Source organism: Nocardiopsis sp. NPDC055879, from assembly GCF_053615935.1.
This window is the reverse complement of sequence record NZ_JBSHCT010000015.1, coordinates 128367-153859: the sequence shown is the minus strand read 5'-3', so window position 1 is coordinate 153859 and position 25493 is coordinate 128367. Positions and strand designations below refer to the sequence as shown.

Sequence of the window (25493 nt, the reverse complement as noted above, 5' to 3'; positions counted from 1 at the left end):
GCGAGACTTTTCTCGCTTTACCGGATGCCCGGTGACGCACGGTGACCGATATCTTGGTGGAGGTGGGCCCGCGGCAGGTGGTCGCGGATCGCCCCCGATGCCGGTTTCGGCAGGGTATTGCCAACGTGTTGCACCTCACATGGGCGCCGCTGGGGTCCCGAGCTGTTTCCTTTGTCCATATCGGGGAGGACACGGGAAGGGGTTTTGTGGCCAATCGCCGGCGCCACGAACGTGGGTGTGCTGTTCTGTACCCGGTGCACCCTTGTCTAAGGTGAGTGCAGGCGGCGCGACCCGCGCGCCCGACGCGGGTGATTGGAGTGACCGGATGGCTGAGGCGAGGCAACTCCGGGACTACGTGCCCCCGCGGGCCCCGGACGCCGCGACGTCGGCCGCGCCGGCGATCGACGTGGCGGATATGACCGGTGGGGTCACCGACCACACCGTGTGGAGCTGCGCGGGGAACCTGACCGCGGTGCGTTCCATCCGTGCCCGAGTGCGCGAGTTCCTTTCCCGGACCGGCCACTCCGAGGGGGCCTTGGACGACGCCGAACTCTCCGTCAGCGAATTGGCCACCAACGCCCTGCTGCACTCCCGCTCCGGTCAGAGCGGCGGGGTCATGACACTGTTCATCCGCTCGGACGAGGGACGCCTGCGGGTGGCCATCGCCGACCAGGGAGAACGCGAACCCGATGGCTCCGCGGACGAGCACACCCGCGAGGACGGCGGCGACTTCGGCCGCGGGAAGTTCATCGTGGAGAGCTGCGCGACGCGCAGCGGTGAGTACTGCAGCGAGGCCACCCACGTCGCCTGGTTCGAGATCGACGACGAGGCGGCCTCCAGCGGGTCCTGAGCGGTTCAGCCGGCTCCGGGCGGGGTGCCGACCCGGATCGGGTCGGGTGCGCACTCCACCGTTGTCCCACGCCCCTCCGGGGGAGGGCATCCCTCTCCGGCGACCACGCACGCGCCCGTCCACAGTGCGAGCGCCACCAACGCCAGCCGGGTGGCCTCGTCCCCTCGTCGATCCACCGCCACGACGTCGTCGGGCGTCAGGTTCAGGGTCTGACGCAGTTCCGCGAACCTCGCCAACAGGTCGTGGTGGGTGTGCAGCGTGGTCAGGATGCCGTCGCCGGTGCTCTCGTATCCCAGCAGCCCGTTGTCGAAGAGCCCGCGAGCGGGGCTGTAACCGTTGCCGTCGGGGCTGGGCAGGAGCAGTTCGTCGAAGGGCGTGGTGCCCGGAGCCGAACCGAAGGTGATGATCTGGCGGACCCGCGATCGTTCGGCCAGTTCCAGGCCGCGCGCGGCGAGGTCCTCGCTGACCAACAACAGTCGGGCGTCGGTCTCGGCGAGCGCCGCGCACTGGGTGTCGGCGTCGGACTCGGGCAGGACGGTCAGGGCACGGCCGCCGACCGCCATCACCGTGTAGGAGGCCAGGAACCGGTTGGGTGAGACGGGCGCGAGAACGCCCACCACGTCACCCAGACACAGGCCGCGCCGGCTCAGCCCGGCCGCCGCCTGTTCGACCGTGGCCGCGAAGGTGAGTCCGTCGGTGCGACCGGATCTACCCCTGATCGATCCGCCGAGCCCGGGACGCAGCCGAAGCCGCTCGCGCAGGCCGCCGGTGAGCGAGCCGATCGGATCGTCCCGACGCGGCAGATGCCTACCTGGTCGTCCGGTTCCAGAAGACAGCCCTACCCCCATACGTTCCCCCAGTCGACCGAAGCGGTGGTGGGTTCGCCTTCCGGTCTCGTCACGCCCCCTCCACGTGACGAGACCGAAAGGCGCCGTGTCGGCTACTCGTCGCGAGCGGGTCCCTCCCCGGTTCCCCACTCGCACCGACACGGGTGCCCACCGGTCCCGAGGGCCACCTCGGGACCGAAGGCGCGACGGGCGACCGGTGCTCGACCAGGCTCCCCGACGGCCATTTCCGGGACGTGATCGGGCTCGGATCCATGGCGTCGCGAGCCTGATGTCCCATGGCTTGAAGCCTAGCTTGTTCACAGCCAAATGCACATGCATCTTGCCATGCATGTGCATATGTAGATTCGGGGCATGGTATTTCTACACAGCCCCCGAACAGGGACGCACGCGACCCGGGGGGTGTCTCCCGGGCCCTCAACCGGCCCTGTGGTGCTCCACCCACGCGGTGATCTGTGCGCGCGAGTGGAAACCCATCTTGCGGTTGATGTTGGCGACGTGTCGGGCGGCCGTCGACGGGCTGATGAACAGGTCCCGCGCGATCTCCGGGTTGCTCAGACCGGTGCTGACCAGGAGGGCGATCTCCAACTCACGCTTGGTCAGACCGTCCTGTGGCCTGGTGGCGTCGGGGGAGTACGTCGCGGCGGGGGCGCGTCGACGCCCCGTTCCGTGGCGTTCCGACGAGCGGGCCCGCTTCTTCTCCGGTGCCTTCCCTCCCTCCCCGACCGGGGAGGAGGCCCGGGAGCGCTTCTCCGGGGGGCGGCGCGCCTCGGCCACCACCCACTCGGCCTCCTGGACCGCCTCGGCCTGCCCCATGCGGTACCCCCGCTCCCACCAGGCCACCAGATGGCGGCGGCGCCGGCGGACCGGTTCCACGTCCACGAACGGCCACGGGGCGCCTTGGGTGGGAAGTCCGACCCGTTCGCGCAGGGCGACGGCCGCTCCGGCCAACCGGCAGGCGGGTTCGCGCAGGTCGTCCTCGAAGGCGGCCCGGGCGATCGACGTCAGGATCCGGGCGGCCTCGGCGCGCTGTCCGCTCTGGTGACTGAGCAGCAGCCCCTCGCTCAGGTAGTCGTAGGCCTGCCCGGGTGAGCCCTGGGCGTGGGCCACCCGACCGATGCCGGCCAGGCAACGAGCCTCCTCGGCCGTCGTCCCGATCATCCGCTGGGTGTCCAGGGCCTCCCGATAGCAACGGTCGGCGGTCATCAGGTCCCCACCGATCTCCGCGGCGCGGGCCTGACCGATGAGGACCACACCCACGCCCCAACGGTGGTCGATCCCGCGGAGCAGGGTCAACGCCGCGTTGTAGTGGTGGTCGGCGGTGGGGTGGTCCCCCTGCTGGGCCACCAGGGCCGCTCGGGTGCTCAGGGCGATCGCCTCACCCCACATGTCCCCGGCGTCACGGCACAGCCGCAGCGCCTCCTCCACCAGCATCGAGGCGCGTTCGACGCAGCGGTCGCGCACCTCCACCAGGGCCAACAGGTTGAAGGCGGTGCGCACGAAGAGGTCGTCCCCGGCCTCCCGGCACAGCCGCAACCCCTCTTCGCCCGCGCTGCGGGCCAGGTCGTGGTCGCGTCGGACACGTGCCAACTGGGCGCGGCCGACCAGGGCCCGGGCCCTGGAGGGAGCCTTGGCGGCCTCCTCCAGGTCGAGCAGCCGGTCCATCCAGTGGGCACCCTCGGAATAGTTGTGGTGACTCACCCAGTGCGCGGAGAGGCTCACACACAGTCGAAGCCCCGATTCGGCCGCGGCCCTGTGGTGGGACCTGCGCAGCAGCGAGCGGAGCGTGTCGTACTCGGCGAGCACCCGACGCCGTCCGGCGTCTCGCTCGGACCAGGGCATCGAACGAGATGACTCCAGCTTGCCGCTGAGGTCCTCCACCAGCACGAGCATCCGGTCCAGGAGGCGGTCCTGGAAGAGGAGGTCCTCGCCCTCGGCGACCAGACGATCCTCGGCGAACCTGCGCACGGCCTCGGGCAGCCGGTAACGCACACGTCCCTCGAACTCGCCGGTCACCGTGGCCAGGGAACGGTTCAGCAGGGAGGTGAGCAGGTCCAGGATGGAGGACTCGGGTAGACCCTCGTCGGAGCACACCTGTTCGGCCAGTTCCAGGTCCCACCCCCGGAACACCGACAGCCGGCGCAACAGCACCCGCTCGGGTTCGGGCAGGTTCCGGTACACGTAGTCCAGCACCACGGGCAGTACCTGGCTGCGCGAGACCGCCTGCCCCGGGCCGGGCCGCAGCTCGGGGGAGGCCAGGTGGTCGCGCAACCCCTGGAGCAGGGGCCGCACACCGGACTCCGGGGCCTCCGCGCCGAGCAGTTCGATACCGAGCGGCATGCCGCCGGCCAGGTCGCACAGGGCCGAGATCGCGTCCAGTTCCTCGGGGGAGGCCTCGAAGCGGGGGTCACGAGTACGCGCGCGGTCGAGGAACAACCGCACCGGTTCGGTGCCCGAGGGGTCGGGCGGCGGGGCGTTGCGCGCCACCACCGGCTGGGACATCGGCGGGACCATCCACACCGTGCCGCCGGACAGCCGCACCGCCTGCTCGCTGGTGAGCATCAACGACACCGAGGGGCAGGACGCCAACAGGGCGTCGCCGATCTCGGTGACCTCCTCGGCAACGTGCTCACACGAGTCCAGGACCAGCAGCAGCCGACGGTCGCGCAGTGCCTCGGTCACGGTGGTGGCCAGGGGTTGCCCGGCCTCCTCGACCACGCCGACGGCCTCGGCGATCCGCGCGTACACCTCCAAGCGGGTGCACACGTCGGTGAGATCGGCGAACCACACCCCGTCCGGAAAGGACACGGTGGACTGTTCGGCCACGTGGAGGGCCAGTCGCGTCTTGCCGATCCCATCGGCGCCACGAATGGTCACCGACCGGCTGGAGCCGAGCAGACGGAGCAGATCGCTCAGATCCGGCTCCCGGCCCACGAAGCTGGTGCCCGGCCGGGGGAGGTTGTGCCGCGCGGGCGCGGTCAAAGGTGCCATGGCCTTCACAATTAGGGGCTGGTCGGGGGTGTGTTCACCGCCGCGAGGCAGGGGTCACAGGGGTTCGGGGTGGTCGAGGGCGGACTTCCTGGTTTAGCGGGTGCACGCGCACTGTGCAAGTGTCGTCGCGCGTACGGGGGACGTTCAGCCAGGTTCTCGGGGAGAGGTCCAGCCGGTCAACTGCGTCCGGGACGAAATCGAGAGTTTTCTGAAGATGTTCGCGATATGACGCGCGGCTGTGGCCTGACTGATGATCAACTCCTCGGCGATCTCACGATTGGACAAACCCTTCTCGGCCAGTATGGCGATCTCCCGCTCACGAGGGGTGAGCGAGTCGGGGCCACCGGCGCGGGCTCCCTGAGGTCTGGGAAAGGCCAGGGCGCGGTCACGTACCTGCTCCAACGGCAGCGAGCGCCACGCGTTCCACGCCTGGGCGGCCTGGGCCGCGCCCACCCTACGCTCCACCGCCGAGCGTAGCCGGACGGTCTCGGCCGACGGTTGTTCCAGGGATTTGCGAAGGTCGGTGGCGACACCGGCCAACGCGGCGGCCCGGGTGGCCTCCTCCTCGGCCAGAGCCAGCTCCGCCAGGGCCTCCAACGCCCGGGCAACCGAGATCCTGCGACCCGAGGTGAAGCTCACCTGCAGGCAGCGGGCCAGGGGAGCGCGTGCCGACAGGGGGTCGCGCCAGGCCAGGTGCAACCGGCCCAGGTCGGCGGCGCACCGCGCCACCGCCGGATCGGAGGGCAGTTCACCGAAGACGTCCAGCGCCTCCGAGAGCATCTCGCGAGCGGCCTCGTGCTCTCCGGCCTCCGCCGCGATCGACCCCAGACCATGCAGGGATCGGGCCTCGATCCATCGGTCGCCCAGGGTGCGCGCCGTGGACAGGCTCACCTCCATGTGGGCGACCGCCTCCTTCGGAGCGCCGCGGTGCCGGGCCGCGCGGGCCAAGACTTCGCGCGCGTCGGCCTCGGTGATCGGGTCCCCGGCGATCATGGCCCATCCCATGGCCTTGCCCGCCTGACGTTCGGCCTCCTCCACCGAACCGGTGCGCAGGGAGAGGGTGGCCAGGGTCGTCAGGGCGGAGGCGGCGGCGCGGGGCTCCCGGCAGGCCCGTGCCGACTCCAAGGCGCACATGGCCAGGTTGGACACCCGCGTGGCGGGGTCGACCTCCAAAAGCAGTTCGGCGTGCAGGGCCAGGGCACGGGCCCGGAGCGGGGGCGACTGGTCGTCGGGGGACACGGCCAGGGCGAGTTCCAGGAGACGACCTCCCTCGGCGGACAGGTCCCGCATCAGCCAGTACGAACGCAGCGCCACGCACACGCGCAGGGCCTCGTCCACCCGCCCCGTGGACAGCGCCCAGGCCACCACCCGGGTGTGGTTCTCCCGGTTGTGGTCGTGTTCGCGCAACCGGCCCAACCGCTCGGGCCAGTCGTTGGGCGAGCAGCCGCGTTCGGCCGCGTCCTCCAACCGCTGGACGGCGAAGGAGAGGAAACGTGACCAGCGTTCGTCGACGTCCGCCTCCTCCTCCAACCGTTCGACGGCGTAGGCGCGCACGGTCTCGGTGAGCCGGTAGTGCGCGGTGCCGTTGATCTCGGCGTCCACCACGATCAGCGACTTGTCCAGCAGGGAGAAGTGCAACGGCAGGATGTCGGTGGGCTCGACCCCTTCGCCGGAGCACACCTCCTCGGCCATCTCCAGGTACCAGGTGGAGAACACGGACAGTCGGTGCAGGAGCGCGCGCTCGGCGTCGGAGAGCATGCCGTGGCTCCACTCCAACACAGCGCGCAGGGTGCGTTGGCGGGCCGGCAGGTTCTCCGTGCCGTCGCTGGTCAGCAACTGGAAACGGTCGTCGAGCCTGCGCAGGATCTGTTGGACCGACAGGACCCGGACCCGGGCGGCGGCCAGTTCGATGGCCAGCGGAAGGCCGTCGAGCATGCGGCAGATCTCCGCGATGTAGCCGGAGTTCTCCCGTGTCATCTCGAAGCCGGCGCGGGCGGCGTGCGCGCGGGTCAGGAAGAGCCGCACCGACTCGTAGCGCTGGGCGTCCCGTCGCGGAATCGGCACCGGCATCGCGGCGTAGGGGTCGGTGGGGGTCGGCCGCGAGGGCAGGGAGAGCGGCGGCACCCGCCAGACGCTCTCCTCGGGTACGTGGAGCGGCTGACGGCTGGTGGCCAGGATGCGCACCCGCGGACAGTCGCGAAGTACGGCCTCGCACAGCTCGGCCATCGGACCCACCGCGTGCTCACAGGTGTCCAGGAGCAGTAGCAGGTGCTGGGTGCGCAGCGCCGTGATGATGCCGTCCATCAGGGCGGTGGAGTCGCCCTGGGCGGCCTGCAACCCGGCGGCGACGGTGCGCAGCGCCTCCTCGTGGGTGGAGGCCTCGCTCAGGTCGATGAAGCGCACCCCGTCGGGGAATTGACGCAGCACGCGTTCGGCCAGGTGGAGGGCGAGTCTGGTCTTGCCGATTCCACCGGTGCCGGTCAGCGTGATCATCCTGGCGGTCCCGAGCAGGCGACCCAGGTCGACGATGTCGCGTTCACGTCCGACGAACCGGATGAACTCGCCGGCGGACAGGGGCAGGTTGTGGCGGGGAGGAGACATGGCCTCGTTTACTAGGACACCGATGTCGACCGCCCCGTGTCCATGACGCCCACGAAGCGGCCGGTCCCAGTCTGGCACCGGGTGTCCGCGGCTGTCTCGTGAATGGCCGGTTCCGGCAGAAGGGGGCGGAAACCGCCCATGCCGGGCCGTGATTTGCTAGGGGCCCACCGTGAACCTCGCGAATCGAGGCCGGGACGGCCCGGGGGAAGAGACGTTCCCCCGGGCCCGAAAGCGAGGATCAACCCCTCGGGTCCCAGTCCGTGGGGTCGGCGGTTGCCTGCTCGCCGCGCTCCATGTCCTTGACCTCGTGGTCGCCGCCCTCCTCGAAGGGCGGGAACCAGACGAAGGGGACGCCCTTCTTGGACGCGTACTGGATCTGCTTGCCGACCTTGGCGGTGGAGTGGAACACCTCGGTGTTGAACCCGCGTGCGCGCAGCAGTTCGCCGGTGCGCAGCGCCTCGGCGCGTCGCTCGGCGTTGGGCACGACCACCATCACGTCGGTGGGACACACCCGGCCGCCCTCGATGAGTCCTTCCGCGACGAGCTTGGCGAAGATGCGGGTCAGACCGATGGAGATGCCCACCCCGGGCAGCTTCCGCCGGATGAACTGGCCGGCGAGGTCCTCGTAGCGTCCACCCGCGCAGATGCTGCCGTACCCCGGGTCGTCGTCGAAGGAGGCCTCGTAGACGGTGCCGGTGTAGTAGTCCAGGCCACGGGCGATGGACAGGTCCGCCACCACGTCGCCCTCGGGCAGGTCGGCCAGGTCGTTCATGACGAACGCCAACTCCTCCAGACCCTCGTCCAGCAGTTCGGAGACGACCCCCAGCTCGCGGACGGCCGTGACGACGGTCGCGCCGTCGCCCTTGATCCGGGCCAGCGCCAGGCAGGGGTCGATCTGCTCCGTGGTCAGGCCCTCGGAGGTCAGGATCTCCCGCACGCCCTCGTCCCCGATCTTGTGGAGCTTGTCCACGGCGCGGATGACCGCGATCGGGTCCTTGATGCCCAGACCCTCGTAGAGGCCCTGCAGCACCTTGCGGTTGTTGACGTTCAGGGTCCAGGCGGGGATGTCCAGTCCGCTGAGCACCCGGTGCGCGATGCGGGGGAGTTCGGCGTCGAAGTGCAGCGGTACCGAGTCCACGTTGATGACGTCGATGTCGCACTGGGTGAACTCGCGGTACCGGCCCTCCTGCGGGCGCTCACCACGCCAGACGCGCTGCATCTGGTAGCGCTTGAACGGGAAGGTCAGCTCGTTGAAGTGCTGGGCGACGTAACGGGCGAAGGGCACCGTCAGGTCGAAGTGCAGCCCGAGCCTGGCGTCGGAGTCGTCCTTGGCGTCGGCCTGGAGACGGTGCAGGGTGTAGACCTCCTGGGAGGTCTCGCCCTTGGCCATCAGCACGTCCAGGTTCTCCACCGAGGGTGTCTCCACGGACGCGAAGCCGAAGGACTCGAACCCGGCGCGGATATGGTCCAGCCAACGCTGCTCCACGGCCCGGACCTGAGGGGTCCACTCGGGGAAACCGCTGATGGGAGTGGGGCGGACGACGCGCTGATCGGACATGTGGGGTTCTCGGCTCCCTTGGGAGTGTTCTCTGCCTGTGGATTCACCGTCCCCGCCGGGAACACGCGGGCACACGGGTGCGCGCTGTTCGGGGTAGGGGCGTGCGGTCCATCCTACGCACCGGGCGAGGCCTGAGCATCGTGAGCGGCGACAGCGGGCGGGGGTGGGCCACCACCGGCCCACGTGGACGGTTGTGGGCCGGTGGGGCTCGGGAACGCCCGAACGGGGTGGTACGGCCGGTTCGACATCGAAGAGCGAGACGTCGGTGGCGGTCGTGCGCCCCAAGGCGCCGCCGGGGCCCCGTGGGTCGCGTGCTCGTGCCAGGAGTCGACGGCGACCTCACTCAACTGGGTGCCCTGCTTTCCACCGTAGATGCAGGGAGCGGCGCCGGACAGGGATCCACGCGGCCGAAAGCGGCCGAAAATGGCCGCTCACAATGTCGTAAAGTGCCACGACCGGGGTACGGGAATGTGCTTTCCTGGCTACTGTCCGTGCCCGAACTCGGACTCCGGGCTACGAGTCGGACATCCGGCGCCAGGGTGTCCACGGTCACGTTCCGACCGGAACCCCCCCCTCACCTCGACGTCGTTCCGACCGGCCCGACCACTCTGCCCAAACCTCGGAATCCAGTGTCCTTCCGGTGTTAGGTTCCAGGTGCGGATCCTCCCGTGGAGGTTCGGACCCGAGCGGATCCGCGCCCCTCCAGACCGGGTCGAGTGAGCCAATCGTCCGTCCAGACCCGGCACTCTCGCTAGGACAAACTGTGATCCACTCAGCTAACAGTACGAACAACGTCCACGCACCCACCGAACTGTCCACCAAGATCATCATCGCCGGGGGCTTCGGAGTCGGTAAGACCACGTTCGTCGGGGCTGTCTCTGAGATCCCCCCGGTCCGCACCGAGGCGGCCGTCACGTCGGCGAGCGTCGGCGTGGACGACCTCTCGCACACCCCGGACAAGACCAGCACCACGGTCGCCATGGACTTCGGTCGCATCTCGCTCGAAACCGACCTCACCCTGTTCCTGTTCGGTACGCCCGGCCAGCAACGCTTCTGGTTCATGTGGGACGACCTGGTCCGAGGCGCCCTCGGCTCGGTGATCCTCGCCGACACCCGACGCCTGGAGGACACCTTCCAGGCCCTCGACTACTTCGAACGTCAGTACCGGCTCCCGTTCGTCGTGGCCGTCAACGAGTTCGACCCCGAGGCGGGCTACACCGCGGACGAACTGCGCGACGCCCTGGACCTGGCCCCCGACGTGCCCGTCGTCCGCTGTGACGCCCGCGACCGCAAGTCGGTGGTCAAGGTCCTGCTCACCCTCGTCAAGCACGCCATGGCCCTGGAGGCCCGACAGCGCTCTGGGGGCGGTCGATCGAGCCAGAGCCAGCTGGTCAACTAGACACGAGACCCGACGGGTGCACGGTCCCGTCGCTGTCCGAACGAGTTCCCTTTGGGTGGTTTCGCGGCATTGTTGTGCACATGCGATCACCCAGGGGGAACCAATGGGTTGTGTCCGGCGTTACCCTGGCGTGGTGTTCGGACGAATGGCGGAAAGCGTCCGCCGCCTACTGGGCAAGCCCGGTGCGGTGGACCTGCGGCCCTATACCAAGCTCCTGCCGGCGATCGAGGCCGAAGAGGAGGGTCTGCGTGAACTCAGTGACGACGAGCTGAAGGAGAAGGCTATCGAGCTCGGTTACGCCGAGCTGCCCTACTCCACGGCCGATCTGGTCAACCTGTGCGCCGTGGGCCGAGAGGCCGCACGCCGTACCCTCGACGAACGACCCTTCGACGTCCAGCTCCTGGGCGTCATGGCGCTGCTCGACGGTCACGTGGCCGAGATGGCCACCGGTGAGGGCAAGACCCTCGCCGGAGCCCTCGCCGCCGCCGGGTTCGCCCTGCGCGGCAAGCGTGTCCACCTGCTCAGTGTGAACGACTACCTCGCTCGACGCGACGCCGAGTGGATGCAGCCCCTCTACGGCATGCTCGGCGTCACCGTCGGCTGGATCAACGAGGACTCCGAGACCGAGGAGCGCAAGGCCGCCTACGGCTGCGACGTCACCTACGCGGCCGTCAGCGAACTCGGTTTCGACGTCCTGCGCGACCGCATGGTCACCGACGTCGAGGACCGGGTGGTCCCCGAACCCCACGTCGCCATCATCGACGAGGCCGACTCCGTGCTCGTCGACGAGGCCCGCGTGCCGCTGGTCCTGGCCGGCGCCGCGGAGGCCGTGCCCGCCGACATCGAGATGGCCGACGTGGTGCGCGACCTCAAGCCGCGCACGCACTACGAGATCGACGGTGAGGGACGCAACGTCCAGCTCACCGACGCCGGTATCGACGCGGTCGAGAAGGCCCTGGACGGAGTCGAGCTCTACTCCGAGGACGACTCCTCACTCCTGCCGCAGGTCAACCTGGCCCTGCACGCGCACGTGCTGTTGCAACGCGACGTCCACTACGTCGTGCGCGACGGCGAGGTGCGCATCATCAACGAGTCCCGTGGTCGCATCGCGCTGCTCCAGCGCTGGCCCGACGGCCTGCAGGCCGCGGTCGAGGCCAAGGAGAAGGTGGCGATCAGCGAGACCGGAGAGGTCCTGGACTCCATCACCGTCCAGGCCCTGGTCATGCGCTACCCCACGCTCGCCGGCATGACCGGTACGGCGATGTCCGTGGCCGAGCAGCTGCGCGAGTTCTACGAGCTCGAAGTGGCGGTCATCCCCTCCAACAAGCCCAACGTCCGCGAGGACCAGGGCACGCGCCTGTACGCCACGCGCGAGGAGAAGGAGGACGCCCTCATCGAGAAGGTGGAGGAGGTCCACAAGGGCGGCCGCCCCATCCTCATCGGCACCCAGGACGTCGCCGAGTCCGAACTGCTCGCCGGCCGGCTGCGCGAGGCCGGGCTGGAGTGCGTGGTCCTCAACGCCAAGAACGACGCGGACGAGGCGTCCATCATCGCCGAGGCCGGCACCTACGGGGCCGTCACCGTCTCCACCCAGATGGCCGGCCGCGGTACCGACATCCGACTCGGCGGCAGCGACATGTCCGACCGTGAACGGGTGGTGGAGACCGGCGGCCTGTTCGTGATGGGCTTCGGCCGCTACCCCAGTAGCCGTCTGGACGGCCAGCTTCGCGGCCGTGCGGGCCGACAGGGCGACCCGGGTGACTCCATCTTCTTCGTGAGCATGGACGACGACCTGATCGTCAACAACGCCTCCGAGAGCACCGGCTACAAGACCACCTCCGAGGGCGAGATCACCGACGAGGCGTGGTTGGACATGGTCGACCACGCCCAGCGGGTCTCCGAGGGCCAGTTGTTGGAGGTGCACCGCAACACCTGGCGCTACAACAAGCTCATCGACGTGCAGCGCGAGGTGGTCTTGGAGCACCGCGAACTGGTCCTGACCGGGGACCAGGGCGACCGGCACATCGCCAAGGACCAGAAGGAACGACACGAGGAACTCGTGGAGGAGTTGGACGCCGAGCGCGTCGGCGACGCCTCCCGGATGATCACCCTCTACCACCTGGACCGTGGCTGGACCGACCACAACGCGTTCCTGTCGGAGCTGCGGGAGGGCATCCACCTGCGCTACCTGGGTCGTCGCGACCCTCTGGACGAGTTCAACCGTGAGGCCGTCCCGGTCTTCAAGGGTTTCCTGGACGAGGCCCGCGCCCGCGCCGCCGAGAGCTTCGCCGAGTTGGAGGTCGTCGACGGTGAGCTGGACGTGAGCGGGGTCGGGGTGAAGCGTCCCTCGATGACGTGGACGTACATGGTGCACGACCATCCGTTCAGCTCCGCCCTGGAGACCCTGGTGGGTCGCCTCAAGGGCAACCGGGGATCCGACGACTAGCCGTCACCCTCCGCAGATCCCATGCGCGGGTCAGGACCAAGGTCCCGGCCCGCGCATTACCTTTGTCGGCTATTCTTCTCAAAACGCTGGGACGCTCCCTCTGCCCCCTGTGTAATGACCGGGAGAGGGTTAATATGGAAGCGTTTTCAATAGAACCCGAGACGGTTGGGATTGCATCCACGGTGGCTCACGAGATCGGTGCGCAAGAGAAGATCAGTTACGGTCGAAACGACCGCTTCGCCGGGGGTCCCGTTGGTGGCGGGAGTTTCTGGATCGACGACGAGGGCCGCCCTGTGGCCAAGATCGGTGGGCCGAAGGAGTGGCGTCCCACTCCCATGATCGATGTCCGGGTGGGTGACGTGTTCAGCGTCGGGGGTCAGGTCTGGCGGGTCGGCGAAATAGTCGACGCCGATTCTCCGAGCGCGTATCTACTGGCGACCAGGATTAGTTGACTCGCGGGTCGACTTCTCGTCGCCCTCTTCTTTGTTCGCCCCCCGTTGGAATTGCAACCCTCTGCAACTGTTTCACTGATCGTTGCGGAGGGTATTGTCTTGCGGTTTCCGGCGGGGGGTTTTGTGTGCCGACCATATTCCGGGAGTTCGTGAGGTGCGGTCCCCCCGTCTCTTCGGGGTGGACGCATACCGCGGTGACGTTCCGTCGTCGCAGGTCGGCGCGGTGTCGCCGGCATCATCTTTCGGTCAATCGAGACGTTCCGGTTATCCAACAGGGGTGTTCGTGTCGCCGATGCTTCGTTAACGTCGAAGTTGCACGGCACGCCCCGCAGGTGACCGGTGGGAGAGTCCTCGTTTCGATGGGGGGACGGTCATCACGCCTGCCGACCAAGGTCGGTCCCAGGGGCTGTCCCCCGCCCCTGGGCCTGGCCACCCCCGCGCCGGATCGCGGCTCCCGATAGGTTCGGCGGCATGGCACTTCGACACATCGCTCTGTTCCGCTGGCAGGACGGCACCACCCCCGAGCAGGTCGCACGGGTGGAGGAGGCGCTGGGGATCCTGCCCGACGTGATCTCCGCGCTCGACGCGTACACCTTCGGCCCGGACCTGGGAATCGGTTCCGACACCTTCGACTTCGCCGTGGTGGCCGACGTCGCCGACGAGGCGGGATTCGTCGCCTACCGGGACCACCCCGACCACCAGGCCGCGCTCGCGGTGATCCGCCCGCTGCTCGCCGAGCGCGCCGCCGTCCAGTGCCAGGTGTGAGCTTGGAATAGATCCTGTTCCAGAAAAGCTGACGCCCGTATTTCACTGGGATGTCAGCATGTTCCGAATCTGGTTCGGGTCTTGCGGTAGAACGAGTTTCAGTTTATTCTCTGGGTATGTCCCGCCCGGTGAGGGCACCTCGACTGTTCGGTCGTGGGTGGTCGTCGACGGCGGGCAGAGAGAAGACCGTCGCCCGTCGAAGTCGGATCGCGCCCCGACTTCGGCGGGCGACGTCCGTTGTGCGGGGCGGGGGCTCAGCCCAGGAGGCGGGAGATCTCACCGAAGCTCGGGCAGGGCCAGGGGAGCCGACAGCCCTGACACCGGGATCCGTCGTCCCCGTCGGGGCTGTGCAGGAGGAGCAGGTGCGCGCACACGCCGGCCAGGTTGGTGACCTCCTCGCGCGCGTTCGCGTAGAAGGCGACGTCGTTGATGCGGGCCAGCGCGCTGTCGGAGTGGGCGTCGGGGAGCCCGACGGTATCCGGATCCCAGGGCACGGCCCGATCGGAGCGTTCCAGTATCTCCTGCACACACTGGAGCAGGCGCGCGTGTTCGGAGGGTCGTCCCCTCCGGTTCGCTGGACTGGTGAACGGCGGCATCGCTGATCTCCCCCAACGGGTGGGTACCCGGCGTCTCTCCCTACAGGGAAACGCTGTGACTCACAGTACACATATCATTGCCCATTGTCGCGAGTCGGTGCGTGCGAAACCGCCGGGAACGTTCGGTACCCGTTAGGTCGGAGGGGCTGCCCCCAAGGGGAGGGGCAGCCCACTGGTAGGGGGCGGGAGACCGGTGGCCGCCGGACGTCTCCCGAGGGTCAACCGCAGTTTCCGCCGCAGTTGCAGGAACCACCGCTCTGGCAGCCGCAGCCGCAGCCGGAACCACAGCTGCACCCTGCCTGTCGCGGGGTCGTGATCAGGGAGTGGGTCACGGTCCCTCCTCAAGGGCTCGGAGCTTTCCCGAAGGTTGAACTTCCCACCGCGAGTCTTTCCCAACCGGAGACCGACCCTCGACGCCGACCCGACCTTGGGATCGCGTGGGGCCCAGAGCCCGGCCCCGCGTCGCTGAACTGGGTCATCACACTCGGGAGGTCAGGCGAAGAAGGTGGGTTCGGCGGCCGGTCGGCGTGTCATTCGGTACAGCCAAACCTGTCCCAGGAGCATGACCGGAATCGTGGGCAGCAGCACCGACCACACGAACACCCCGGTCGTGCCCGGGAGCGGGGTGACCGACAGGCCCGCGGACAACGCCACGATCAGCCCCGGAACCGCGATGGCCATCGCGGAGGTGTGCCGCGAGAGCATCGGCCCCGCCAACCCCGCGGTCGCGGCCAGGACCGCCACCGCCACCACCGTCAGCACCAGTGCCGCCTCCACCCGCACCATGGGGACCACGCCCGGACCCACCGCCACGGCGGCCGTCACCAGGACCGCGGCCAGCGCGACCCGGGACAGGGTCCGGGTGGCACGCGCGGCCACGTCCGCGCTCTCCGCCTCGGCGGAGCCCACCAACCGTTCGGCGCCGAAGGCGGCCCCGCGCAGCGCGAACAACGACACCACCGTGGCGGCGCAGACCACCGTGAAGGGCGACAAGGCGAGCTCGCCCGCGAGCAGGCCCGCCAGTGCCACACCCCAAGAGCCGGCCAGCAGCCAACTGCCCGTCACGATTGCGGTGTCGCAGGTGGACCGCCAGCCGGGGGAGTCGACCCGGGCACGGAACCACAACCCCGCGTCGCGCAGCACCCACGCCGCGAGAAGGAGCAACAGAACCGGCCACAGGGTGGCGACCACCCGGTGTTCCACGTCCGGGAGCATTCCCGCCATCACCCCCACGGCGGCCACCAACCAGACCTCGGAGGCCAGGAAGTAGGGCGCGATCGCGGACACCACCCGGCGCCGCTGCTCGGGTGTACGGGCCAGGTGCGGCATCAGCATGCCCAGGCCCACGTCGGCCCCGGCCAGGACGAGGTAGCCCACGACGAACAGGCCGAGGAGTGATGCGGTCAGGAGCGGAGAAGCGAAGAGTTCCATGGGTGTCATCCCTGCAGGCTCGGTCAGAAAGTGTGGATGGGGGGAGTGGACTCCACGGGTTCCACCTCGCGGCGCTCGGCGAGGGGACCGCCCTCCGGGCCGCGCCGGCCGTAGCGGATCAGGAGCCAGTACGTGACCGTGGCCAGGACGGCGAAGGCGACGGTGAAGAGCGTGAACGAGACCACGGCGGTACCGGGGGACATGGGCGTCACCGCGTCGGCGGTCGTCAGGTGGTGCACCACCACCCAGGGCTGACGGTTGGTCTCTCGGAACACCCAGCCGCCCACGCTCGCCAGGTACGGCAGGACGGGTGCGACCAGGAGGGGCGCCAGGGACCAGCGGATCCACCAGGCGGGGCGGCCGGCGAACAGTTGCGACCCGGGTGCCAACCGCAGCATTCGGCCCAGGGCGCCTCGCCGCTCCGAGAACAGGGGGAACACCAGCACCATGAGCGGGCCGCCGAAGAACATGAGCGCCCAGGAGGTCATCATGACGACGTCCCCGGCCGTGTTGACGGCCGAGACGAAGGAGCTCTGTCCGGCGGTCTCGATCGTCTCGATCTGTTCGGAGGTGTAGGTCAGCCCACTGGTGGGCGGGTCCACGTCGAAGATCTGGAACTGCATGCCACCGAAGGTCACCACCAGGAACGGCATGACGCACATCATGATCGCCGAGTAACCGATCCCCCGACGGAAGACACCCTCGTCGTCCCGGCCGCGCATCAGGTGGTGGGCGCAGACCGCGCCCACCACCAGGGCGCCGAGGGTCAACGCTCCGGTGACGACGTGCGCGAAGGCGAAGAGCGCGGCCGGGTTGGTGAGCATCGCGACCGGATCGCTCATGTGCGCGATCCCGTCCACCATCTCGAACCCGACCGGGTGGCGCAGGAATCCGTTGGAGACCAGCACCCACCAGGCGGACGAGAACGCGGTGGCGGTGACCACCAGGAAGCAGAACAGGTGCGCCCAACGGCCCATCCGGTCCCAGCCGAAGATCCACAGCCCCAGGAAGGTCGACTCGACGAAGAACGCCGTCATCGTCTCGATCGCCAACGGGGCCGCGAAGCTGTAGCCGAACGTCTCCTGCAGCCCGCTCCAGTTCAACGCCAGCTGTAGTTCCATCACGAGGCCGGAGAGCACGCCCATGCCGTAGTTGACCACGTACAGGCCGCCCCAGAACCGCACGGCGGTCATCCGGGAACGGTCACCGCGCAGCGTCGCGACCAACTGGGTGAAGAGGATGTAGGGGGCCAGACCGAGGGTCAGGGCCACGAACATGTAGTGCGTCGCGGCGGTGAGTCCGAACTGTAGTCGCATCAGGATGAGGGGATCTTCGAACACGGTCGCGACCTTCTGCTCTCGTCGGTGGGGACAGCAGAAGCATCCGTCGCGGGTCCGGTCCCGCACATCGTCCCGGGGGCGTCATCCGCCCCGTTTCCGGGGGTGTATCGGACGTCCCCCCGCTACATCCGCGGGCGTACGGGACATCCCCGAGCCGACCCTCAGGACTCCCGGGGTCGGCCGGGGACGACCAGGGCGGTCTCGTAGGCCACCACCACCAGCTGGGCGCGGTCGCGCACCCCGAGCTTGACCATGGTGCGACTGACGTGGGTCTTGGCGGTGGCCGGACTCAGCACCAGCTCCCGGGCGATCTCGTCGTTGGAGAGCCCCTGCCCGACCAGGGCCAACACCTCTCGTTCGCGGGCGGTGAGCCCGTTGAGGCGGGTCGAGGAGGCCGGGGTCTTCGACGGGCGGCTCGCGAAGTCCGCGATCAGTCTGCGCGTGATGCCGGGGGACAGCAGCGCCTCCCCCTCGTGCACCACCCGGACCGCCTGTAGCAGGTCGCGCGGTTCGGTGTCCTTGACCAGGAACCCACCGGCCCCGGCGCGCAGCGCGTCGAAGATGTACTCGTCCAGGTCGAACGTGGTGAGGATGACAACGCGGGTCTCGCTCAGTGCCGGTTCGCCGAGGATGCGCTCGGTGGCGGCCAGACCGTCCATCCCCGGCATCCTGATGTCCATCAGGATCACGTCGGGGCGCTCTGTCAGTGCCAGCCGGACCGCCTCCTCCCCGTCGGCGGCCTCCGCGACCACCTCGATGTCGTCCGCGCTGTCGAGCAGCGCCCTGAAACCGGCCCGGACCAGCGCCTGGTCATCGGCGAGCAGAACCCGGATCACTCTTGTCCACCCCGTTTCCCAACGGGCCCGGCGTCCACCGGTAGTCGCACCCGCACCCGGAATCCTCCACCCTCCAGCGGATCGGCGTCCACCGAACCACCCACGAGGGCGGCGCGTTCGCGCATTCCCGTGATCCCGTTGCCGGTGGCCGGTGGTCCCACCGTCCCACGCCCGTCGTCGGTGATCTCCAGTGACAGTTCCGTCGACCCGTAACCGATCCGCACCACGGCCTTCTCGGCGTGCGCGTGCCGGACGACGTTGGTGAGGGATTCCTGCAGGGCCCTGTAGGCGACACCCTCGACCCCTTGGGGGAGCCGCCGTTCGTCGCCCTCGGTCTCCACCAAGACCTCCAGGCCCGTGCCCCTCGCGCCCTCGACGAGGTCCGACACCCGGTCCAGGCCGGGGGTGGGCGAGCGCGGGGCCGCCTCGTCCACGGCCCGCAGCACCCCGAGCATGGCGCGCAGCTCGGTGAGGGTGTCCTTGCTGGTCTGCTTGATGGTGGTGAGCGCGTCGGCGGCGCGCTCGGGCCGGCTCTCCATCAGGTACAGGGCGGTGCCGGCCTGCACGTTGATGAGGGAGATGTTGTGGGCGACGGTGTCGTGCACGTCGCGGGCCAACCGGAGGCGTTCCTCGGAGGCGCGGCGCAGCAGTTCCTCCTCACGGGTGCGGCTCGCCTCCTGTTCCCGTTCCCGGTCGGCCTTTTGGTACTCGGCTCGCCAACGCAGGACCTCGGCCACGCACAGCAGGACCAGGACCCAGGCCACGATTCCGACGGCCTCCGGGCGGAAGGTGCCGGTCAGGACGAGTTCGTAGATGTTGACCGCGAGGAACTGGCCGATGCCCAGGATCCAACCGAAGGCACGGTGGCCCCACCGCACCACGCTGTAGAGCATGACCGCGGTGCACAACATGACCAGGCCGTCGGGGTAGCCCAACGGGTAGTAGATCGTGGCGGCCACCACCGAGACGACGGCGACCAGGCGAGGGAAGGCCGTGCGCCACAGCAGCGGCAGACAGGCCACCAGGATCAGCGCGTAACCCCAGGGCCAGGCGGGCCGGTCACCGGGGACCGGGTCGAAGGCCTCGATGCCCGCGGGACTGATCACGGACAGGGCCAACAGGATGGCCGTGATCCACAGATCGGTGCGGGTGGGACGGGGAAGGGTTCGTGCTGCCACGATCCCGACGGTACGGTGCGCCCCTCCGGGATCGCGTCATCCCGGGGGAGGGACCTCGGGGGTCGGAACTACGCCCGGGGGAGTAGCGGCCTGGAACCGAAGACGGCCGCCCGGTCCCCGGGTGTGAACGGGGACCGGACGACCGGAAGTCCTCCGGGCGGGACAAGGGGGGTGTGTCCACGGCCCGGAGGGCGCTGGGGAAAAGGCGCGCTCCGCACAAAGTTAGGGGTTCGCCGGACCGGAAGGGGCCGGATGTCCGCTTCCGGTCATTTTCTGGAACAGATTCCTCACCGGGCGTGAAGGGAGGCGTCCTCTCCGGCCGCCGGTCCTTGGGAGCCGGTGGGCCGCCCCGCAGTCGGTCCGGTCCAGGGCTCCGGTAGGCGCACCACCCCGGGTGCCCCCGCGGCCACGGCGTCGAGCAGCCCGTTCGGTGGGTCCCCGAGCGCGGGTTCCCCGCCCTCGCCCTCCGATCGGAACTCCACCCGTCCACCGGTGAAGCCGGCCCTGGTGAACGTCATCGTCTCCGGAGCGATCCGCGTGTTGTGGAGCAGGACCCGCGCGCCCGAGAACTCGGCCTTGTGGAAGTCGGTGAGGGGACCCTCGAAGCGCACGTGCCGGAAGTTGACCGTGCCGCCGGTGAACCGTGCCCCACGGAAGGTCACCCGGGCTCCGGAGACTCGTGAGTAGCGGAAGTCCATCTCCCCTTCGCCGAACACCGAACGATCGAAGATCAGCTTGCCGCCGATGAGGTGCACCCCGCGCAGGCTGCCGCCGTCGAAGACCACGTTGGAGAGGTCGAAGCGGTGACCCTGCCAGGAGGAGTGCTCGTCGCGCAGTCGGTCTCCGATGACCCGGATGATGCTGAACCGCACCTCTCGGAACGCCTCGTACTCCTGGCGCGCGGCCGTGCCGACCTCGTCTCCCTCCGGCACGGGGGCGTGCGGCATGCGCAGGTAGGAGCACAGCACGTTGATGCACATCTGGCGCAGTTCGGGGGTGGGCGCGTCGTCGGCCAGGTGCGCCAGCGCGTGCACCGCGCCGAGCCGCGCCGCGGCCTGCTCGTTGCCCAGTTCGGTGTAGGCGCCGGTGAACCGGTCGTTGAACAGCTTGACCCCGTCGCGCTCTGCTGCTCGGAGCGCCCGCAGGTTCTCCAGGTTGTTGTTGCGCTGCCGGTGGTAGGCGATCACCAGCAACGCGATACCGCTGAGCCCGGCCATGATGGCGAACGCGCGGATCACCACGCCCTCGAAGGCGCGCAACGACAGTGTGTCCGGTCGGGCTATCTCGGGGAAGCCGAGGAACCACAGTGCGCCCAGAATGAGCACTCCCACGCAAAGAGCGGTGACCGTCCAGGTCACGGCGATGTGCAGCCACAACCGGGGCGGGCGGCCCTCCCAGGTGTGGTCGGGTTCGCTCTCTTGGGCGCCCTTGACGGGGCGGGGGATGGGCATGCCGAAGACACTAGGAGATCCTCGGTACGTCTGCGGGATTATGTCCGTGTTCGGTCAGGGTGGTCAGAACAGGTCCACGGGCGGGGCGGGGGAGTCCACCGCGTCGGTGTCGTGGACCGAGGCGTACCCGGAGGTGAACCGGTCCAGGTCCTCGCCGGCGACCAGCCGCGCCATCTCGGGATCACGGTGCGCCGCGCGACCCAACTCCTCCTCTGGCAGGGGACGATGGCCCGCCACCAGCACCAGGTTGCCGAACCTTCGGCCGCGCAACACCCCCGGCTCCGCGGACATCACCACGTGCGGCAACACCGAACGCACCGTCGCCACCTGCGCCCGGGTGTGCTTCAGCGCGTAACCGTCACCGACGTTGACCACCAGGAATCCGTCGGGTCGCAGCACGCGGGCCGCCTCGGCGTAGAACTCCGCGGACGTCAACCGCGCCGGGGTCCGCGCTCCCGCGAACACGTCCGCCACCACCAGGTCGGCGCTGGAGTCGTGCCGGGCGCCGATCCACTCGCGCGCGTCACCGATGCCCACCCGTAGCCGCGCGCGCCGGTCCCAGGGCAGCCGGCGCCGCACCATTTCCACCAGGGCCGCGTCCACGTCCACCGCGCGTTGGTTGGAACCCGAGCGGGTGTGCGCCACGTACCGGGCCACGGTGAGCGCGCCGGCGCCCAAGTGCAGCGCGTCGACGGCCTCGCCCTCGGGCGCCACCAGGTCGACCGCGTGCGCGATCCGTCGCACGTACGAGAAGTCCAGATAGGCGGGGTCGGACAGGTCCACGTGCGACTGTGGGGTGCCCTCCACCAGGAGGAACCACGAGTTCGGTCGGTCCGCGTCGGCGAGCAGGTCCACCCCGGGAACGACGGAGACCTCCTCTTCGGCCTCGACCCTGTCACGCACACGTCGGCCCATGTCCTCGTCCTGTTCTGCCGTGGAGATCACTCCAAGGTAGGCGTACCGCGGGCCCCTTCGGAACCGACGCGCGAATCCCCTCTTCGGGGCGCTAGCCTGGGTCCCCCCAACGTTTTTCCGATCATCGCGCCCGGACTCTCCGGGCGCGTTCACCGAGGAGTGGCCGTGCTACTGCGGATGTCGAACCTGTTCCTGCGCACCCTGCGTGAGGACCCGGCGGACGCCGAGGTGCCGAGCCACAAGCTGCTCGTGCGCGCCGGCTACGTTCGTCGGGCCGCCCCCGGCGTCTACAGCTGGCTGCCCTTGGGCAAGCTCGTCCTGGAGAACGTCTCCCGCGTGGTCCGCGAGGAGATGAACGCCATGGGCGGCCAGGAGGTCCTGCTCCCCGCCCTGCTGCCCAGGGAGTACTACGAGGCCACCGGCCGCTGGGAGGAGTACGGCGACACCCTCTTCCGGCTCAAGGACCGCAAGGGCGCCGACTACCTGCTCGGTCCCACCCACGAGGAGCTCTTCACCCTCCTGGTCAAGGGCGAGTACTCCTCCTACAAGGACTTCCCGGTCGTCCTGTACCAGATCCAGGAGAAGTTCCGCGACGAGGCGCGTCCCCGCGCCGGTGTCCTGCGCGGCCGCGAGTTCCACATGAAGGACTCCTACTCCTTCGACATCGACGACGAGGGACTCCAGGAGTCCTACGACAAGCACCGCGCCGCCTACATCCGGATCTTCGAACGGCTCGGCCTGGAGTACGTCATCGTCTCGGCGACCTCCGGCGCCATGGGCGGCTCCGCCTCCGAGGAGTTCCTGGCGGTCGCGCCCACCGGCGAGGACACCTTCGTGCGCAGCACCGGGTCCGACTACGCCGCCAACGTCGAGGCCGTGAGGGTCCCCGCCCCCGAGGCGCTGCCCCTGGACGGGCTGCCCGAGGCGAAGGTCCACCACACCCCCGCGACCGCCACCATCCAGACCCTGGTGGACTTCCTGAACGAGGCGGGCCTGGGCCGCGACTTCAGCGAGGCCGACACCCTCAAGAACGTCCTGGTCAAGACTCGTGTCCCCGGTGCCAAGGAGTGGGAGCTGCTGGCCGTCGGCGTTCCCGGTGACCGTGAGGTCGATTTCAAGCGGCTGGAAGCGGCGCTGGAGCCCGCCGAGGTGGAGATCCTCGACGAGGCCGACTTCGCCGCCAACCCGTTCCTGGTCAAGGGCTACATCGGCCCCAAGGCCCTGATCGACAACAAGGTCCGTTACCTGGTCGACCCGCGCGTGGCCACCGGTACCGCCTGGGTGACCGGCGCCGACGAGGCCGACCACCACGTCGTCGACCTGGTGGCGGGGCGCGACTTCACCCCGGACGGCACCATCGACGTCGCCGACGTGCGCGACGGCGACCCCTCCCCGGACGGGAAGGGCACGCTGTACACCGCGCGCGGCATCGAGATCGGCCACATCTTCCAGTTGGGCCGCAAGTACGCCGACGCCTTCCAGGTGGACGCCCTGGGCCCGGACGGCAAGCCCAAGCGCATCACGATGGGCTCCTACGGCATCGGTGTCTCCCGCGCGGTGGCCTCCATCGTCGAGCAGTCCCACGACGACAAGGGCATCGTGTGGCCGCGTGAGATCGCCCCCGCCGACGTGCACGTCGTCGGCACCGGCAAGGGCGATGAGGTCCCCGAGGCGCTGCGCATCGGTCGGGAACTGCAGGCCAAGGGCCTGCGCGTGCTCGTGGACGACCGCAAGGCCGCCCCGGGTGTGAAGTTCACCGACGCCGAGCTGGTGGGCATCCCCACCACGATCATCGTGGGCCGTGGACTCAAGGACGGTGTGGTCGAGCTGCGCGACCGCAAGAGCGGTGAGCGTTCCGACGTCCCGATCGAGGAGATCGTCGACCGCACCGTCGCCGCCTGCGCCGAGTAGGACGTCGACACGGGGAATCGAACACGAAGAGGGGCTCCCGCGGCTGCGCACGGGAGCCCCTCTCACCTGTGTCCACGCGGTACTAGGGTCTCTCGAAGCCGGGGAAGGCGTCGGGTTCGGCGCCCCATTGCAGTGAGCGCAGCGTCGCCTCCTGCAGGGCCCGCGCGGCGGTGACGCGCAGGTCGGTGTCACCGGAGGAGGTCAACCACAGGTACGCCTCCATCGTGGCCCCCTCCAGTCCGGCCGCGAACGTGTCCATGCCGTCCCCGTCGCGCCCTTCCGGGATCGGGTACGAGGGCAGGGCGGGCGGCGCCTCCAGGTCGCGTTCGACGGCGGCGTCGCGCAGCGCGTCCCGCAGCGCCTTGTGCTCCATGGCGGCCGTGGACGCTCGCTCGCGCCGTCCCTCGTCACCGGCGGCACCGCCGACGAACTCGAACCCGTACACCGCCGCGTGCTCGGCGCGCAGCGCCTCCGCCAGGGCTTCGGCCGTGGGGTCGGTGCCCTCGCTCGGGGTGGGGGTCTCGCTCACCTGACTACCTCGCCTATGTCGATGGGCCCTCAGGCCTCGTCCAGCAGATGGGCGTGCACGGCCTCACAGGCGCCGATCGCGCTCACCAGCTGGGCCAGCCCCGGGTCGGTCACGGCCGCCGCCTGGTCCAGACGCGACGACGAGGCCGCGACCTCGACCAGCCGTAGCCCCGCGGTGTCCAGGGACGGACCGGGATCGGTCTCCGTCCCGCCCGACCCCTCGGGCTCCTCCGGTTCCGCGGACGGGCCCACCCCCTCGGGCAGGGCCTCCAACAACGCGTCCAGGTGGGCCAGGTGGTGTTCCCGGAACCCCTCCAACAGGTCACCGGGGCCCACACCGTCGGCCAACGCCTGTTCGTACCGGGCCACCGTCCGCTCCTTCTCCCGGATCAGGGAGCGCAGGACGGACACGTCCGGGGTCACGTCGTAGGGATACCAGTCGGCCGTGCCGCACCCGCTCAGACCGGCCACGGCGCCCGCCGCCACGACACCTGTCGCCGTGACGCCCAGCACAGTGCGGCGGCTGACGTTCCCCTGCACGCGGTCTCCTCCCCCTGCCCCGCGTCCGGGGCGGTGTCGACGGCCCCCGCCGTCGAGCGGCGGTCGGGACCCATCTTTCCACGCCGGTCGAGGCACCGAGGCCGGGTCGCTCCCCCTCGCGGGAAAGGGGCGAGGGGCCCCCGTTCACACCCGAAGGCACGCCCCGAGGAGCGAGGCGACCTGGAGGAGGCCCGGGAGTGGATACCCTTGCACGACAACCGCCGTCGTGCGCGACGTGCGGCGCTTTCGCGTCCGACGCGAAAGTGGAAGAAGACTACGTACAGAGCTGGACCGCCCCGTTCAACGGCTCACGGCCGAGCGGGCGGGATTTCGCCGTTTTGAGGGGCTGACACGCATGGGAGCGCAGGCGCGGGAAGAGCGCATCGCCGAGCTGCTGGAACCGGTCCTGGCCAAGGCCGGACTGGATCTGGAGGCCGTCGAGCTGACACCGGCGGGCAAACGTCGAGTGCTGCGCGTGGTCGTGGACTCCGACAACGGGGTCGACCTGGACCTGGTCGGCGAGATCAGCCAGGACGTCAACGAGGCGCTGGACGCCTCCGACGTCATGGGTGAGACGCCCTACGTCCTGGAGGTCACCTCGCCAGGGGTCGACCGTCCGCTGACGATGCCCCGCCACTGGCGCCGCTCTCGCGGTCGCCTGGTGAAGGTGAACCTCGTCGAGGGCGGGGACCTCACCGGACGCGTGACCGAGTCCGACGACCAGGGCGTGACCCTGGACGTCAAGGGTCGGTCCCGCACTCTGGCCTACGACAAGATCGCCAAGGCCAAGGTCCAGGTGGAATTCCGTCGCGAAGCCGACACCGACGCGGCGGACTAGAGGGGGAGCCCCGTGGACATTG

At 69.5% G+C, this 25493-nt stretch carries 20 protein-coding genes; 7 read left to right on the top strand and 13 right to left on the bottom strand.

The window, feature by feature from the left end; genetic code table 11:
* Positions 1-325: 325 nt before the first annotated feature.
* Entirely contained in the window at positions 326-850 is a 525-nt protein-coding gene (locus ACWGKS_RS19355; RefSeq protein ID WP_452523419.1) for an ATP-binding protein, read from the top strand.
* A gap of 5 nt (positions 851-855) precedes the next feature.
* On the opposite strand, the gene ACWGKS_RS19350 is transcribed toward ACWGKS_RS19355, so the two are convergent.
* From ACWGKS_RS19350 to hisS, 4 genes are all read right to left on the bottom strand, one after another.
* Positions 856-1698 (bottom strand): AMP-binding protein, encoded by an 843-nt coding sequence (locus tag ACWGKS_RS19350; protein ID WP_452523417.1) that lies wholly within the window; start codon positions 1696-1698, stop codon positions 856-858.
* Between the two features lie 414 nt (positions 1699-2112).
* Complete coding sequence (locus ACWGKS_RS19345; RefSeq protein WP_452455365.1) at positions 2113-4677, bottom strand: LuxR C-terminal-related transcriptional regulator; 2565 nt, start codon at positions 4675-4677, stop codon at positions 2113-2115.
* A 153-nt stretch (positions 4678-4830) separates the two neighbouring features.
* The gene (locus ACWGKS_RS19340) at positions 4831-7287 is read right to left on the bottom strand and encodes an ATP-binding protein (RefSeq protein ID WP_358510124.1); all 2457 of its coding nucleotides are present in this window, start codon (positions 7285-7287) and stop codon (positions 4831-4833) included.
* 238 nt (positions 7288-7525) lie between these two features.
* Complete coding sequence (gene hisS, locus ACWGKS_RS19335; RefSeq protein ID WP_358510126.1) at positions 7526-8845, bottom strand: histidine--tRNA ligase; 1320 nt, start codon at positions 8843-8845, stop codon at positions 7526-7528.
* Between the two features lie 763 nt (positions 8846-9608).
* Here hisS and ACWGKS_RS19330 point away from each other — a divergent pair.
* From ACWGKS_RS19330 to ACWGKS_RS19315, 4 genes are all read left to right on the top strand, one after another.
* A complete protein-coding gene (locus ACWGKS_RS19330; protein ID WP_358510129.1) occupies positions 9609-10244 on the top strand; it encodes a GTP-binding protein in 636 nt (211 codons plus the stop codon).
* Positions 10245-10389: 145 nt separating this feature from the next.
* Positions 10390-12690 carry an accessory Sec system translocase SecA2 gene (gene secA2 / locus ACWGKS_RS19325; protein ID WP_358510132.1) on the top strand — a complete coding sequence of 767 codons (2301 nt, stop codon included), beginning with the start codon at positions 10390-10392 and terminating at the stop codon, positions 12688-12690.
* 182 nt (positions 12691-12872) lie between these two features.
* Entirely contained in the window at positions 12873-13142 is a 270-nt protein-coding gene (locus ACWGKS_RS19320; protein WP_067606468.1) for a DUF6406 domain-containing protein, read from the top strand.
* A 471-nt stretch (positions 13143-13613) separates the two neighbouring features.
* Positions 13614-13907, top strand: a complete 294-nt coding sequence (locus ACWGKS_RS19315; protein WP_452455309.1) for a Dabb family protein — start codon at positions 13614-13616, stop codon at positions 13905-13907.
* A gap of 254 nt (positions 13908-14161) precedes the next feature.
* Here the strand turns inward: ACWGKS_RS19315 and ACWGKS_RS19310 are convergent, their stop codons facing one another.
* From ACWGKS_RS19310 to ACWGKS_RS19280, 7 genes are all read right to left on the bottom strand, one after another.
* On the bottom strand, positions 14162-14434 hold the full coding sequence (locus ACWGKS_RS19310; RefSeq protein ID WP_358510138.1) for a hypothetical protein: 273 nt from the start codon (positions 14432-14434) through the stop codon (positions 14162-14164).
* Positions 14435-14995: 561 nt separating this feature from the next.
* The gene (locus tag ACWGKS_RS19305; protein WP_452455310.1) at positions 14996-15934 is read right to left on the bottom strand and encodes a cytochrome d ubiquinol oxidase subunit II; all 939 of its coding nucleotides are present in this window, start codon (positions 15932-15934) and stop codon (positions 14996-14998) included.
* Between the two features lie 23 nt (positions 15935-15957).
* Positions 15958-17274: a cytochrome ubiquinol oxidase subunit I gene (locus ACWGKS_RS19300; protein WP_452523413.1), complete on the bottom strand. Its 1317-nt coding sequence runs from the start codon at positions 17272-17274 to the stop codon at positions 15958-15960.
* A gap of 161 nt (positions 17275-17435) precedes the next feature.
* Positions 17436-18110, bottom strand: a complete 675-nt coding sequence (locus ACWGKS_RS19295; RefSeq protein WP_358510144.1) for a response regulator transcription factor — start codon at positions 18108-18110, stop codon at positions 17436-17438.
* A complete protein-coding gene (locus tag ACWGKS_RS19290) occupies positions 18107-19288 on the bottom strand; it encodes a sensor histidine kinase (protein WP_452523410.1) in 1182 nt (393 codons plus the stop codon). The genes ACWGKS_RS19295 and ACWGKS_RS19290 overlap by 4 nt, the downstream gene beginning before the upstream one ends.
* Before the next feature lie 287 nt (positions 19289-19575).
* Complete coding sequence (locus ACWGKS_RS19285; protein ID WP_358510150.1) at positions 19576-20739, bottom strand: pentapeptide repeat-containing protein; 1164 nt, start codon at positions 20737-20739, stop codon at positions 19576-19578.
* Between the two features lie 63 nt (positions 20740-20802).
* Positions 20803-21654 carry a spermidine synthase gene (locus tag ACWGKS_RS19280; RefSeq protein WP_358510265.1) on the bottom strand — a complete coding sequence of 284 codons (852 nt, stop codon included), beginning with the start codon at positions 21652-21654 and terminating at the stop codon, positions 20803-20805.
* 177 nt (positions 21655-21831) lie between these two features.
* Between ACWGKS_RS19280 and ACWGKS_RS19275 the strand changes: the two genes are divergently transcribed.
* Positions 21832-23565 (top strand): proline--tRNA ligase, encoded by a 1734-nt coding sequence (locus tag ACWGKS_RS19275; protein WP_358510268.1) that lies wholly within the window; start codon positions 21832-21834, stop codon positions 23563-23565.
* Between the two features lie 82 nt (positions 23566-23647).
* Here the strand turns inward: ACWGKS_RS19275 and ACWGKS_RS19270 are convergent, their stop codons facing one another.
* On the bottom strand, positions 23648-24094 hold the full coding sequence (locus ACWGKS_RS19270; RefSeq protein WP_358510153.1) for a ferritin-like domain-containing protein: 447 nt from the start codon (positions 24092-24094) through the stop codon (positions 23648-23650).
* Between the two features lie 29 nt (positions 24095-24123).
* Entirely contained in the window at positions 24124-24633 is a 510-nt protein-coding gene (locus tag ACWGKS_RS19265; RefSeq protein ID WP_452523408.1) for a hypothetical protein, read from the bottom strand.
* A gap of 355 nt (positions 24634-24988) precedes the next feature.
* On the opposite strand from ACWGKS_RS19265, the gene rimP reads away from it, so the two are divergent.
* A complete protein-coding gene (rimP, locus tag ACWGKS_RS19260) occupies positions 24989-25471 on the top strand; it encodes a ribosome maturation factor RimP (RefSeq protein ID WP_358510159.1) in 483 nt (160 codons plus the stop codon).
* The last annotated feature ends 22 nt before the right edge of the window (positions 25472-25493 follow it).

Coding starts and splice junctions, on each gene's coding strand:
- ACWGKS_RS19355 (WP_452523419.1), top strand. CDS start 326: ATGGCTGAGGCGAGGCAACTCCGGGACTACGTGCCCCCGCGGGCCCCG.
- ACWGKS_RS19350 (WP_452523417.1), bottom strand. CDS start 1,698: ATGGGGGTAGGGCTGTCTTCTGGAACCGGACGACCAGGTAGGCATCTG.
- ACWGKS_RS19340 (WP_358510124.1), bottom strand. CDS start 7,287: ATGTCTCCTCCCCGCCACAACCTGCCCCTGTCCGCCGGCGAGTTCATC.
- hisS (WP_358510126.1), bottom strand. CDS start 8,845: ATGTCCGATCAGCGCGTCGTCCGCCCCACTCCCATCAGCGGTTTCCCC.
- secA2 (WP_358510132.1), top strand. CDS start 10,390: ATGGCGGAAAGCGTCCGCCGCCTACTGGGCAAGCCCGGTGCGGTGGAC.
- ACWGKS_RS19315 (WP_452455309.1), top strand. CDS start 13,614: ATGGCACTTCGACACATCGCTCTGTTCCGCTGGCAGGACGGCACCACC.
- ACWGKS_RS19305 (WP_452455310.1), bottom strand. CDS start 15,934: ATGGAACTCTTCGCTTCTCCGCTCCTGACCGCATCACTCCTCGGCCTG.
- ACWGKS_RS19285 (WP_358510150.1), bottom strand. CDS start 20,739: ATGCCCATCCCCCGCCCCGTCAAGGGCGCCCAAGAGAGCGAACCCGAC.
- ACWGKS_RS19280 (WP_358510265.1), bottom strand. CDS start 21,654: ATGGGCCGACGTGTGCGTGACAGGGTCGAGGCCGAAGAGGAGGTCTCC.
- ACWGKS_RS19275 (WP_358510268.1), top strand. CDS start 21,832: ATGTCGAACCTGTTCCTGCGCACCCTGCGTGAGGACCCGGCGGACGCC.
- rimP (WP_358510159.1), top strand. CDS start 24,989: ATGGGAGCGCAGGCGCGGGAAGAGCGCATCGCCGAGCTGCTGGAACCG.